The sequence below is a fragment of the Pseudomonas sp. B21-053 genome (assembly GCF_026016365.1).
Taxonomy (GTDB): domain Bacteria; phylum Pseudomonadota; class Gammaproteobacteria; order Pseudomonadales; family Pseudomonadaceae; genus Aquipseudomonas; species Aquipseudomonas nunensis.
The window spans coordinates 6,356,498-6,370,162 of record NZ_CP087205.1; the positions used below are offsets into that span (position 1 = coordinate 6,356,498).

Annotated in this window: 11 protein-coding genes; 7 read left to right on the forward strand and 4 right to left on the reverse strand. The window is 59.0% G+C overall.

Annotated elements, in window-relative coordinates; all coding sequences use genetic code 11:
- Nucleotides 1-37 precede the first annotated feature (37 nt).
- From LOY68_RS28515 to LOY68_RS28540, 6 genes are all read left to right on the forward strand, one after another.
- Nucleotides 38-1,072: an ion channel gene (locus LOY68_RS28515; protein ID WP_265041198.1), complete on the forward strand. Its 1,035-nt coding sequence runs from the start codon at nt 38-40 to the stop codon at nt 1,070-1,072.
- Nucleotides 1,059-1,739, forward strand: a complete 681-nt coding sequence (locus tag LOY68_RS28520; protein WP_163911361.1) for a DUF2491 family protein — start codon at nt 1,059-1,061, stop codon at nt 1,737-1,739. The genes LOY68_RS28515 and LOY68_RS28520 overlap by 14 nt, the downstream gene beginning before the upstream one ends.
- A gap of 15 nt (nt 1,740-1,754) precedes the next feature.
- On the forward strand, nt 1,755-2,183 hold the full coding sequence (locus LOY68_RS28525) for a DUF350 domain-containing protein (RefSeq protein WP_265041199.1): 429 nt from the start codon (nt 1,755-1,757) through the stop codon (nt 2,181-2,183).
- Nucleotides 2,184-2,204: 21 nt separating this feature from the next.
- Complete coding sequence (locus tag LOY68_RS28530) at nt 2,205-2,933, forward strand: DUF1190 domain-containing protein (protein WP_265041201.1); 729 nt, start codon at nt 2,205-2,207, stop codon at nt 2,931-2,933.
- An 11-nt stretch (nt 2,934-2,944) separates the two neighbouring features.
- Nucleotides 2,945-4,102: a glutathionylspermidine synthase family protein gene (locus LOY68_RS28535; protein WP_265041202.1), complete on the forward strand. Its 1,158-nt coding sequence runs from the start codon at nt 2,945-2,947 to the stop codon at nt 4,100-4,102.
- Nucleotides 4,103-4,249: 147 nt separating this feature from the next.
- Complete coding sequence (locus LOY68_RS28540) at nt 4,250-6,454, forward strand: OsmC domain/YcaO domain-containing protein (protein WP_265041204.1); 2,205 nt, start codon at nt 4,250-4,252, stop codon at nt 6,452-6,454.
- Nucleotides 6,455-6,529: 75 nt separating this feature from the next.
- Here the strand turns inward: LOY68_RS28540 and LOY68_RS28545 are convergent, their stop codons facing one another.
- Nucleotides 6,530-7,057, reverse strand: coding sequence for a single-stranded DNA-binding protein (locus LOY68_RS28545; protein WP_010467282.1), 528 nt, complete (start codon nt 7,055-7,057; stop codon nt 6,530-6,532).
- A gap of 9 nt (nt 7,058-7,066) precedes the next feature.
- Complete coding sequence (locus LOY68_RS28550; RefSeq protein ID WP_054052253.1) at nt 7,067-8,464, reverse strand: MFS transporter; 1,398 nt, start codon at nt 8,462-8,464, stop codon at nt 7,067-7,069.
- Nucleotides 8,465-8,655: 191 nt separating this feature from the next.
- Between LOY68_RS28550 and uvrA the strand changes: the two genes are divergently transcribed.
- Entirely contained in the window at nt 8,656-11,490 is a 2,835-nt protein-coding gene (gene uvrA, locus LOY68_RS28555; RefSeq protein WP_054616802.1) for an excinuclease ABC subunit UvrA, read from the forward strand.
- A gap of 75 nt (nt 11,491-11,565) precedes the next feature.
- On the opposite strand, the gene bfr is transcribed toward uvrA, so the two are convergent.
- Nucleotides 11,566-12,030: a bacterioferritin gene (bfr, locus tag LOY68_RS28560; RefSeq protein ID WP_007933692.1), complete on the reverse strand. Its 465-nt coding sequence runs from the start codon at nt 12,028-12,030 to the stop codon at nt 11,566-11,568.
- 155 nt (nt 12,031-12,185) lie between these two features.
- The gene (locus LOY68_RS28565) at nt 12,186-13,634 is read right to left on the reverse strand and encodes a catalase (protein WP_265041210.1); all 1,449 of its coding nucleotides are present in this window, start codon (nt 13,632-13,634) and stop codon (nt 12,186-12,188) included.
- Between the last annotated feature and the right edge of the window lie 31 nt (nt 13,635-13,665).

Below are 13,665 nucleotides of genomic sequence, written 5' to 3' on the forward strand. Positions count from 1 at the left end.
TACCTGGAACGAGCCTTCCCAAGGAGTCAGGGACGTCATGTCGATTTTTCTTCTATTACGCGTGTACGCCTCGACCTTCTTCCACCGTTTCGGCTGGGCGGGACTGGCGATTGCATTGGGCGTTCACCTGAGCACGGCGTATCTCGGCCTGGTGCTGCTGGGCGAGCAGCATCTCACCGCCCCCGCCACATTTACCTACTTCTATCTCACCACCACGCTGACTGTCGGCTATGGCGATCTTGCGCCACAGACTGCGGCCGGACGGGTTTTCGTGGCTACCTGGGTCATGCTCGGGGGCATTGCGCTGTTGACGGCAGCCATCGGCAAGACCACCAGCAGCGTTATCGATGTATGGAGAAAAGGCATGAAGGGCAAAGGCGATTTCACCGGCAAGACCGGCCATACGGTGCTCATCGGCTGGGAAGGCTCGTCCAGTGAGCGGGTCATTGAGTTGCTGCTGGAGGATGAAACCTCCAACGACAACCTGATCGTTATTTGCGATTGCGACCTTGAAGAAAACCCGATGCCGGGCAAAGCCGCGTTTATCAAAGGCGAAAGCCTGTCCTCCGGCGCGCTGTTGGTGCGCGCCGGCGTGCCCGGGGCCGAACGCGTGCTGGTGCGTACACACTCCGACGACTTGACCCTGGCCACCGTGCTGGCGGTCAATCAACTGAAACCGGTCGGACACGTGGTCGCCCACTTCAACGAAAGCGAAATCGCCGCCCTCGCCAGTTCCTACGCGCCGAGCCTGGAATGCACGTCGAGCATGGCCATCGAAATGCTGGTGCGCGCCTCCCAGGATCCGGGCTCCTCTGTCGTCATCAACGAGTTACTGTGTGTGGGCCAAGGCGCCACGCAATACCTGATGAAATTGCCCGAAACCTATGTGGCAACCTTCGGCGAGCTGTACACGCGGATGAAAGATCGCCACAACGCGACCCTCATCGGCTACCGCGCCAAGGGTGCACAGCAACCTTCGATCAATCCGCCCAATGCCACACGCATTGAGGGCGGCGAACTCTTCTACATTGCCTCCACTCGCCTAAAGGAAATCTCCAATGGGATGGTTTAAACAGTTGATGGGGCTTGAGGCCCCGGCCACGAATTCCAACTCGAACTCGAAGTGGACCGCCAACGACACGCCACCGGTTGTCGGCCCGCTGGGGCTGGCGCAGGGCAAAGGCGTGATGTTCGACAGCACCCTGAAATTGCTGCTCGACGAAAAAACCAGCGTGACCATCCCCGGCTCCCAACAGATCTGGAGCGTCGGCCATGTCGACCTCGGGCAGTCGACATGGCTATCGCGCTATTACATGAACGACGAAGACTACTGGCTGCAAGTCCACACCACCGGTGAAATCGACGGGCAGGTAGAGTCAGTGATCCTGTTCAATTACCTCAGCTACGTGACCATCACCAGCGAAGCGGAATTGCGCCGTTTGGCCGGGCCGCAAAGCCTGATCGGGCTGCCGACCTACACCCACAACGGCGTCGAATACACCCGTGAATGGGGGACCGAGGAAGGGCAAACGGAACTGGTGCCCCTCAGCGAACACGTCAGGAATCCAGACGAGTCCTACACCATCGAGCACCGTTCGATGCTGTATGCCCGTGATACCGGCCTGACCGATCGTCGCGAGTTGTTGCTGTTTTCCGTGGAGGAAGACGCTGAAGGCACCATCAGCCTGAGCACTTCGCTGGGTATTTCGCTGTACACCACCGACTTGAACACACTTTAAAAAAGGAAGATCCCCATGCTTGAAGCGCTCTCCATCTCCCTGAACAAGGCCGCCGTCCTCGGGTTTGTGTCGTACATCATCGGCGCCGCCGTGTTGTTCGGGCTGTTCCAGTTCATCTACACCCGCATCACGCCGCACAAGGAGTTCGAACTGATTCGCGCCGGCAACGTGGCCGCGGCGATTGCCCTCGGTGGCGCGATCATTGGCTTCGCCATTCCAGCGAGCAACGTGATTGCCTATTCGATCAACATCCTCGACTTCGTGGTCTGGGCCGTGATCGCAGCGTTCGTTCAACTGTTGGCGTTCCTGATGACCACACTGGTGCTCAAGGGCACGTCCGAGCGCATCCGCAATGGTGAAATCGCTGCCGGCATCTACGTGGCAGCCGTGGCCATCAGCGTCGGCATGCTCAACGCCGCGTGCATGACCCCTTCCCAGAACTGATCGCGCGCAACGGAGATTGTGATGAAACGAAGCAAGTACGTTCAGCTCTCCCTGGCCGCGTCGGTCGCCATGGCGATCTCAGGCTGCGGGCCGACGGAAAAAACCTACGAGATACACAAGAAGTACAACTTCCAGTCCGTCCAGCAGTGCGCCGATGAAAAGCTGCCGGTCGACATCTGTTCCGATGCCTACATGAAGGCCATGGCCGAACATCGCCAAATCGCGCCGGTGTACGACAACCAGGCCGATTGCGACGCCGACTTTGTCGCCGACTGGTGCCAGCAGGACTCCGCCGGCAAGTTCATTCCCAAGCTCGGCGGTTTCGAACTGAACGCCGATGGCGAAGTGACGCAATCCGAAGTGGATGCGGCCAAGGCCAAGCTGCCCGCCTCGGAGGCCAGCGCCGTCAGTGGCTCGGGGTTCTCCGGCAGCAGCCTGCTGACCGGTTTGCTGATCGGCAACATGCTGAGCAACAACCGCAACAGCTACTACTCGGAGCCGGTCTACCGCTATCGCGATGATCGCGGCAGTTACTCGAACTCGACACTCAGCCAGCGGGTTTCGAGCGGTTCGACCTTCAACCGGTCCAACCAGGCGCGCTACGGCAGCAGCAACTACAGCGACACCATCACCCGCAGCAAAGCGGCGACGGTCGCCTCGGCCACCTCGCGCGGCGGCTTCGGCAGCCAGGCCAGTGCACGCAGTGGCTGGGGCGGTTCGAGCAAGAGTTCCGGCGGTTCGAGCAGTTAAGGAGCAGCGCCATGAAGAAAATCCTCTGCGCCGAACGTCATGACTGGAAACAGACAGCCGAAAGTCTCGGCTTTCTGTTCCACACCATCGACGACGAACCCTATTGGGATGAGAGTGCGTACTACCAGTTCACGCTCAAGCAGATCGAAAACGACCTGGAAGACCCGACCACCGAGCTGCATCACATGTGCATGGACCTGGTGGCCCGCGTGGTGCAGAGCGAGGAATTGCTGGAGCGCCTGAGCATTCCCGCGCCGTTCTTCGACCTGGTTCGTACTTCATGGCTCGAAGGCCATCCGCACCTCTACGGGCGCATGGACTTCTCCTACAACGGCACCGGGCCGGCCAAGTTGCTGGAACTCAACTACGACACGCCGACCAGTCTGTATGAGGCGGCGGCGTTTCAGTGGGGCTGGCTGGAGCAATGCATCGAACGCGGTCTGCTGCCCAAGCATGCCGACCAGTTCAACAGTATCGACACCAAGCTGCATCAGGCCTTTGCCCAATTGCAGCTCAAGCAGCCGTTCTATTTTGCGTCGATGAAAGACTCGGTCGAAGACAAAGGCACCACCGACTACCTGCGCCTGATCGCGGAAAAAGTCGGCATCGAATCACGCCACATCGACCTCGAAGACATTGGCCTCACCAGTGACGGACGTTTCGTCGATCTCGAAGATCGCTGGATTCCACACCTGTTCAAGCTGCATGCCTGGGAGTTCATCTTCCACGAGCCGTTTGGCGCTGCAATCGCCCAGAGCGACACGCAGTTTTTCGAGCCGGCCTGGAAATCGATCATCTCCAACAAAGGCATCCTGCCGTTGCTGTGGGAATTCAACAAAGGTCACCCGAACCTGCTCGCGGCGCACGTAGACACCGATCCGAACCAAGCCGTGCCGAAAGGCTGGGTGCGCAAGCCCTACTTCTCCCGGGAAGGCGCCAACATCGAGTTGCAAACTGTCGACGGTCTGATCGTGAAAGAGGACGGCCCCTACACGGATGCGCCGTTTATCCTTCAGGAGTTCGCCCCCCTGCCCCGGTTTGGCGACAGCTTCACGCTGGTGGGTTCCTGGGTGATCGGCGACCAGGCCGCCGGCATCGGCGTGCGCGAAGACAACAGTCTGATCACCAAGGATTCGAGCCGGTTTCTGCCGCACCTGATCCTCGATTGATCGATCCATCGCCCACAAAAAAAGCCCGGTGCCGTGCATCGGGCTTCAGGGTGAAACAGGGACAAACCAGGCACAGAACGAGACTTACGACTGAAAAGCCGGATAATGGCGGCCAATTCGCCTATCCCGTTATTCTGGTAATCCCCCATGGAAATCAAGGTCAACTTTCTCGACAACCTTCGGCTTGAAGCAAAGTTCGATGACTTCACGGTGGTGGCCGATCAACCTATCCGCTACAAGGGCGATGGCTCGGCACCGGGCCCGTTCGATTACTTCCTGGCTTCATCGGCGTTGTGTGCGGCGTATTTCGTGAAGCTGTACTGCGACACTCGCAGTATTCCCACCGAGAACATCCGCCTGTCGCAGAACAACATTGTTGATCCGGAAAACCGCTACAACCAGATTTTCAAGATTCAGGTCGAACTGCCTGCGGATATTTCCGACAAGGACCGCCAGGGCATCCTGCGCTCCATCGACCGCTGCACTGTGAAAAAAGTGGTGCAAGCCGGGCCTGAGTTTGTCATCGAAGAAGTGGAAAACCTCGACGCCGACGCCCAGGCGTTGTTGATGCCGGCGTCCAGTTCAGAGGCGAGCACTTTCATTGCTGGCAAGGATCTGCCGCTGGAGCAGACCATCGCCAACATGTCGGCCATTCTGGCGGACCTGGGCATGAAGATTGAAATCGCTTCGTGGCGCAATATCGTGCCCAACGTATGGTCGCTGCACATCCGCGACGCGCACTCGCCGATGTGTTTCACCAACGGCAAGGGCGCGACCAAAGAAGGCGCGCTGGCGTCGGCACTGGGCGAGTTTATCGAGCGCCTCAACTGCAACTTCTTCTACAACGACCAGTTCTGGGGCGAAGACATCGCCAACGCAGCATTCGTGCATTACCCGGACGAACGCTGGTTCAAGCCTGGTCGTAAAGACGCACTGCCGAGCGAAATCCTCGACGAATACTGCCTGAAGATTTACAACCGCGAAGGCGAGCTGCGTGGCTCCCACCTGATCGACACCAACTCGGGCAACGAAGAACGCGGCATCTGCTCGCTGCCGTTCGTGCGCCAGTCGGACGGCGAAGTGGTGTATTTCCCGTCCAACCTGATCGAGAACCTGTTCCTGAGCAACGGCATGAGCGCCGGTAACACGTTGGCCGAAGCCCAGGTGCAGTGCCTGTCGGAGATCTTCGAACGTGCGGTAAAACGCGAAATCATCGAAGGCGAATTTGCCCTGCCGGATGTACCAGCTGAAGTGCTGGCGAAGTATCCCGGGATTCTGGCCGGGATTCAGGCACTGGAAGAACAAGGGTTCCCCGTGCTGGTGAAGGATGCGTCCCTGGGTGGTGAATTCCCGGTGATGTGCGTCACGTTGATGAACCCGCGCACCGGCGGCGTGTTCGCCTCGTTCGGCGCGCACCCAAGCCTGGAAGTCGCGCTGGAACGCAGCCTCACCGAATTGCTCCAGGGCCGCAGCTTCGAAGGCCTCAACGACTTGCCGCAGCCGACGTTCGAAGGCCATGCGGTGACCGAACCGAATAACTTCGTCGAGCACTTTATCGACTCCAGCGGCGTGGTGTCGTGGCGCTTCTTCAGCTCCAAGTCGGATTACGAATTCGTGGAGTGGGACTTCTCCGGCCAGGGTGAAAACTCGAATGCCGAGGAAGCTGCGACCCTGTTCGGCATTCTCAAAGACATGGGCAAAGAAGTGTACATGGCGGTCTACGAGCATATCGGCGCGAAGGCCTGCCGCATCCTGGTGCCGGACTACTCGGAAATCTATCCCGCCGACGACCTGATCTGGGATAACACCAACAAAGCGCTGTTCTTCCGCGCCGACATCCTCAACCTGCATCGCCTGGACGAAGAAGAACTGCGAGCGTTGGTTGAGCGCCTGGTGGAAAGTGAGCTGGATGACTACACCGACATCACTTCGTTGATCGGCATCGAATTCGACGACAACACGGCGTGGGGTCAGCTGACGATCCTGGAGTTGAAGCTGCTGATTTATCTCGCCTTGCAGCAATACGAAGAGGCGAAAGAAGCGGTGGAAATGTTCCTGCAGTACAACGACAACACGGTTGAGCGCGGCTTGTTCTACCAGGCCGTCAACGTGGTGCTGGAGATGAAACTGGACGAAGACCTGGAACTGGAAGACTACGAAGCCAATTTCCGCCGGATGTTTGGCAACGAGCGCACGGACGCAGCGATCGGCTCGGTGGACAGCAGCGTACGCTTCCATGGCCTGGCGCCGACCAGCATGAAACTGGAGGGGCTCGACCGGCACCTGCGGTTGATCGAGAGCTACAAGAAACTGCACTCGGCACGCGCTAATGTGACCGCTTTAACCCGTTAAACAACGCCAACAAAAAAGCGAAGCCAGATGAATGGCTTCGCTTTTTTTGTTTACGGCGCCTGAATCAGCTATTGATCAGAACGGGATATCGTCGTCAAAGCTGTCGAAATCCGGAGCCGGTTGCGGCGCTGCCTGCTGTGGAGGCGGAGCCTGACGCGACTGTTGTGGAGCCGACTGCTGCGGACGCGGAGCCTGTTGGCGTGGGGCTGGAGCGGACTGCTGGTAGTTATTGCCCCCGCCTTGTTGGTCGCCCTGTTGTGGACGGCCGCCCAGCAGCTGCATGGTGCCTTGCATGTCGACCACGATTTCAGTGGTGTAACGCTTGATACCGTCTTTTTCCCACTCGCGGGTTTGCAGCTTGCCTTCGATGTAGACCTGCGAACCTTTACGCAGGTATTCGCCGGCGATTTCGGCAACCTTGCCGAACATCGAAACACGGTGCCATTCGGTCTTCTCGACCTTCTGACCGGTTTGCTTGTCGGTCCACTGTTCGCTGGTCGCCAGACTCAGGTTGGTCACGGCGTTACCGTTAGGCAAGTAGCGAACTTCGGGATCCTGGCCGCAAGTACCGACCAATATGACTTTGTTAACCCCACGGGCCATAACGTTCTCCTAGGCTACGCACGCTGCCTCGGGCGGGTTGTTCACCAGGCGCTCGAGGGTGGTGCGATCCAATAGTTCTGTGTCCAATTTGATGTAAATCGCCGCTTCGTCTGCAACGATCACTGCATCTGTTACCCCTACGACGGCCTTCAGGCGCTCGACCAGACCCGCTTCGCGGATCGCCTCGGCCGACAACGGCAAGCGCAGGCTCGTCACGTAGGGAGGTTCGCGCATGGTAACAGCAAAGGCTAGCCAAAGTGCAGCCAGGCCGGCGCATCCAAGGAACACAACCGACAAACCGCCATGCTGGAAAAGCCAGCCTCCGAGGATGCCACCGAGCGCCGAACCAAGGAACTGGCTGGTGGAATAAACCCCCATCGCAGTGCCTTTGCCGCCCGCCGGTGAAACCTTGCTGATCAGCGATGGCAAGGAAGCTTCCAGCAAATTGAACGCGGTGAAGAACACCACCGTCCCGATCACCAGAGCCCGCAAGCTGTCACCGAACTGCCAGAAGAATAGCTCAGTGAGCATCAGCGTCGCGACGGCGCCCAATAAAACTCGTTTCATTTTGCGTTTCTTCTCGCCGTAGATGATGAACGGGATCATGGCGAAGAAGGAGATCAGCAGCGCGGTCAGGTAGACCCACCAGTGCTGTTCTTTGGGCAGCCCGGCTTTTTCGACCAGGGCCAGGGGCAATGCAACGAAGCTCGACATCAACATCGCATGTAACACAAAAATGCCCAGGTCCAGGCGCAGCAGGTCCGGATGTTTGAGTGTCGGCAGCAGAGCCTGGCGCGCGACGCCGGATTCGCGATGCTGCAACGGGCCGGTGGATTTCGGCACCATGAACATCACGATCACGATGCCGAACAGCGCCATGCCACCGGTAGCGAGGAACAGTCCGGACAGTCCGAAGGCGCGGGTCAGCAACGGTCCGACCACCATGGCGACGGCGAACGACAGCCCGATCGTCATGCCGATCATGGCCATGGCTTTGGTTCGGTGCTGCTCGCGGGTCAGGTCTGACAGCAAGGCCATGACCGCTGCGGAAATCGCGCCGGCGCCTTGCAGGACGCGTCCGGCGATAACGCCCCAGATCGAATCGGCGTTGGCCGCCAGCACACTGCCCAGCGCAAAGACGATCAGCCCCAGGTAAATCACCGGACGTCGGCCGATACGGTCGGAAATGATCCCGAACGGAATCTGGAATAGCGCCTGGGTCAGGCCGTAAGCGCCAATCGCCAACCCGATAAGGGCCGGGGTCGCTCCCGCCAGATCCATCCCATAGGTCGCCAGTACCGGCAACACCATGAACATGCCAAGCATACGGAAGGCGAACACCAGGGCCAGACCACTTGCTGCGCGGGTCTCACTGCCACTCATGCGTTCGCTGTGGGGATCGTGCATGGAAAAACCTCATGTGAACCGGCGGCGATTCTACCAGTCCCATCGATTGACGGGGTATATCGCGACGCTATGACGCGCATAGATGACGCAGTCTTCATGTAAGCCTGCGCACCCCGCATTTGATAGTGTGCATCCATCCAGTATTTGGCCGTATACTCCTACGTTTTCGACGCCCGCCGAGCGAGGCCACTTTGGACAAGATCCTGATTCGTGGGGCCCGAACCCACAACCTGAAGAACATCGACCTGACCCTGCCACGGGACAAACTGATCGTCATCACCGGCCTGTCCGGATCCGGCAAGTCTTCCCTGGCATTCGACACGCTGTACGCCGAAGGCCAGCGCCGCTATGTCGAATCGCTGTCGGCCTACGCCCGGCAGTTCCTGTCGATGATGGAAAAGCCTGACGTCGACACCATCGAAGGCCTGTCGCCAGCGATCTCCATCGAACAGAAGTCGACGTCGCATAACCCGCGTTCGACCGTCGGCACCATCACCGAAATCTACGACTACCTGCGCCTGCTCTATGCCCGCGTCGGTATTCCGCGCTGCCCGGATCACGACATTCCGCTGGAAGCCCAGACCGTCAGCCAGATGGTCGACCTGGTCCTCGCGCAACCGGAAGGCAGCAAGTTGATGTTGCTGGCGCCGGTGATTCGCGAGCGTAAAGGCGAGCATCTGTCGGTCTTCGAAGAACTGCGCGCCCAGGGTTTTGTGCGTGCGCGCGTCAACGGCCGGCTGTGCGAGCTGGACGAGTTGCCGAAGCTGGATAAACAGAAGAAGCATTCGATTGATGTTGTCGTCGACCGCTTCAAGGTCCGCGCCGATCTGCAACAGCGCCTCGCCGAATCCTTCGAGACCGCGCTGAAGCTGGCGGACGGTATCGCCCTGGTGGCGCCGATGGACGACGAGCCCGGCGAGGAGATCATCTTCTCCGCGCGCTTCGCCTGCCCGATCTGCGGCCATGCGATCAGCGAGCTGGAACCCAAGCTGTTCTCTTTCAACAACCCGGCCGGCGCCTGCCCGACGTGCGATGGCCTGGGGGTTAAACAGTTCTTCGACATCAAGCGATTGGTGAACGGCGAACTGACCCTGGCCGAAGGCGCGATACGCGGCTGGGACAGGCGCAACGTTTATTACTTCCAGATGCTCGGGTCGCTGGCGTCCCACTACAAGTTCAGCCTGGAAGTGCCGTTCAACGATCTGCCGGCCGATCAGCAGAAATTCATCCTGCACGGCAGCGGTTCGCAGAACGTCGACTTCAAGTACCTGAACGACCGTGGCGACATCGTCAAACGTTCGCACCCGTTCGAAGGCATCGTGCCGAACCTGGAACGCCGCTACCGCGAAACCGAGTCTGCCTCGGTGCGCGAAGAACTGGCGAAATTCCTCAGCACCCAGCCTTGCCCGGATTGCCGTGGCACGCGTCTGCGTCGGGAAGCGCGGCACGTCTGGGTGGGTGAGAAGACTTTGCCAGCCGTGACCAATCTGCCGATTGGCGATGCTTGCGAATATTTCGGCGTGTTGAAGCTGACGGGCCGTCGCGGCGAAATTGCCGACAAGATTCTCAAGGAAATCCGCGAGCGCCTGCAGTTCCTGGTTAACGTCGGTCTTGATTATCTTTCGCTGGATCGCAGCGCGGACACCTTGTCCGGCGGTGAGGCCCAGCGGATTCGTCTGGCCAGCCAGATCGGTGCGGGCCTGGTGGGGGTTCTGTACATCCTCGATGAACCATCGATTGGCCTGCACCAACGGGACAACGACCGCTTGCTCGGCACCCTCAAGCACCTGCGCGACATCGGCAACACGGTGATTGTGGTCGAGCACGACGAAGATGCGATTCGTCTGGCGGACTACGTGGTCGACATCGGCCCTGGTGCCGGCGTGCACGGTGGGCATATTGTCGCCGAAGGTACGCCAGCCGAAGTCATGGCGCACCCGGACTCGCTGACCGGCAAGTACCTGTCGGGCCGCGTGAAGATTGCCGTGCCGGCCAAACGTACACCGCGTAACAAGAAGATGACCCTGTCGCTCAAGGGCGCTCGCGGCAACAACCTGCGCAATGTCGACCTGGAAATTCCGCTGGGACTGCTGACGTGCGTGACTGGCGTGTCCGGTTCGGGCAAATCGACGCTGATCAACAACACCCTGTTCCCGCTGAGCGCCACGGCACTCAACGGTGCAACGACCCTCGAAGCTGCCGCTCACGACAGCATCAAGGGCCTGGAGCATCTGGACAAGGTTGTGGACATCGATCAGAGCCCGATTGGTCGGACGCCGCGTTCCAACCCGGCGACTTACACCGGGCTGTTTACGCCGATTCGCGAACTGTTCGCCGGCGTGCCTGAGTCCCGCTCCCGTGGTTACGGCCCGGGGCGTTTCTCCTTCAACGTGAAGGGCGGGCGCTGCGAGGCTTGCCAGGGCGATGGCCTGATCAAGGTGGAAATGCACTTCCTGCCGGACATCTACGTGCCGTGCGACGTGTGCAAGAGCAAGCGCTACAACCGCGAAACCCTGGAGATCAAGTACAAGGGCAAGAGCATCCACGAAACCCTCGAGATGACCATTGAGGAAGCGCGGGTGTTCTTCGACGCGGTTCCAGCCCTGGCGCGCAAGCTTCAGACACTGATGGATGTCGGTCTGTCGTACATCAAGCTTGGTCAATCCGCGACGACGCTGTCCGGCGGTGAAGCCCAGCGGGTGAAACTGTCCCGCGAGCTGTCCAAGCGTGATACCGGCAAGACCCTGTACATCCTCGATGAGCCGACGACCGGCCTGCACTTCGCGGATATCCAGCAATTGCTCGACGTGCTGCATCGCCTGCGCGACCACGGCAACACTGTGGTGGTGATCGAGCACAACCTGGACGTGATCAAGACTGCCGACTGGTTGGTGGATCTTGGGCCGGAAGGCGGTTCCAAAGGTGGGCAGATCATTGCCGTCGGTACGCCGGAAGAAGTGTCGGAGATGAAGCAATCTCACACCGGCTTCTACCTCAAGCCGCTGCTGGCTCGCGACAAGGCCTGATCCAGGCCCATGAAAAAGCCCCTGTCACTTTGTCGGTGACAGGGGCTTTTTTGTATCCGGGGTTTTTTCCGGGAATCAAAACTGCGATTGCAGGTAATTCTCCAGACCGATCAATTTGATCAGACCCAACTGCTTCTCCAGCCAGTAGGTGTGATCTTCTTCGGTATCGTTCAGCTGAATGCGCAGAATCTCACGGCTGACGTAGTCCTTGTGCAACTCGCAGAGCTCGATACCCTTGCAGAGTGCGGCACGGACCTTGTATTCCAGTCGCAGGTCAGCAGCGAGCATGTCAGGCACTGTGGTGCCCACATCCAGATCGTCCGGACGCATGCGCGGCGTGCCTTCGAGCATCAGGATGCGACGCATCAAGGCGTCAGCGTGCTGAGCTTCTTCTTCCATCTCGTGGTTGATACGTTCGTAGAGCTCGGTGAAACCCCAGTCCTCGTACATCCGCGAATGGATGAAATATTGATCACGCGCCGCCAGTTCGCCGGTCAGCAACGTGTTGAGGTAATCGATTACGTCTGGGTGGCCTTGCATCGCCCTACATCTCCCTGCTTGAAAGTCTGTAGTTTGAACCAAGGAGACTGTTTGGTCACGCCGAATGCGCGATAAAAGCGAAGATATTCTGAGAAAAGTGGTTTAAATAACGCAAAAACCGCCCAAATGAGGGCGGTTCTGCTTCTCGTTTAGACTTAGTTAAGCTGTACGCCCAACGCCTTTGCGATTGCTTCTCCGTACGCCGGGTCGGCGCGGAAGAAATGTTGCAATTGACGATCGACCACGTCGCTGGAAACCCCGGCCATTGCGCCGGCAATGTTGTTGATCAGCAGGGCCTTCTGCTCATCACTCATCAGGCGGAACAGCGCACCGGCGTGGCTGTAGTAATCGGTATCTTCGCGGTGATCGTAGCGATCCGCCGCACCACTCAGGGCCAATGCAGGTTCGGCGTAACGAGGCGCTTGCTTTGGCGATTCCACGTAGCTGTTTGGCTCGTAGTTTGGCGCTGCACCACCGTTGCTGCCAAATGCCATCGAACCGTCGCGCTGGTAGGTATTGACCTGATTGCGCGGAGCATTCACCGGCAGTTGCTGATGATTGGTGCCGACACGGTAGCGGTGTGCATCAGCGTAAGCGAACACACGACCTTGCAGCATGCGATCCGGCGACAGACCAACACCCGGGACCATGTTGCTCGGACCGAATGCCGCCTGCTCCACTTCAGCGAAGTAGTTCTGCGGATTGCGGTTGAGCTCCAGTTCACCGACTTCGATCAGCGGGAATTCTTTCTGCGACCAGGTCTTGGTCACGTCGAACGGGTTCTCGTAGTGCGCCGCGGCCTGGGCTTCGGTCATGACCTGAATGCACACTCGCCATTTCGGGAAGTCACCGCGCTCGATCGCACCGAACAGATCCCGCTGGGCGTAATCCGGGTCGGTACCGGCCAGGCGTGCAGCGTCTGCCGGCGCGAGGTTCTTGATCCCTTGTTTGGTCTTGTAGTGCCATTTCACCCAGTGACGCTCGCCCACGGCGTTGATCAGGCTGTAAGTGTGGCTGCCGAAGCCGTGCATGTGACGGTAGCCGTCAGGAATGCCGCGGTCCGAGAACAGGATAGTGACCTGGTGCAGCGCCTCAGGAGAGTGCGACCAGAAGTCCCACATCATCTGAGCGCTTTTCAGGTTGCTTTGCGGCAGACGCTTTTGGGTGTGGATAAAGTCAGGGAATTTCAGTGGATCGCGAATAAAGAACACTGGCGTGTTGTTGCCAACGATGTCCCAGTTGCCTTCTTCGGTGTAGAACTTGAGCGCGAAACCGCGTGGATCGCGCTCGGTATCCGCCGAACCGCGCTCACCACCTACGGTGGAAAACCGCAGGAAGGTAGGTGTTTGCTTACCAACGGATTCGAACAGCTTGGCGCTGGTGTATTGAGTGATGTCGCGAGTGACGGTGAACGTGCCGTAAGCGCCCGAACCTTTGGCGTGTACGCGACGCTCAGGAATGTTTTCACGGTTGAAGTGGGCAAGCTTCTCGATCAGATGAAAATCGTCGAGCAGCAGCGGACCACGAGGGCCGGCGGAGCGGGAATTCTGGTTGTCGGCGACAGGAGCGCCACTGGCGGTCGTAAGCGTTTTGTTTTGGCTCATGCGATCTTCTTCCTCTGTCAGTTTTGGAACT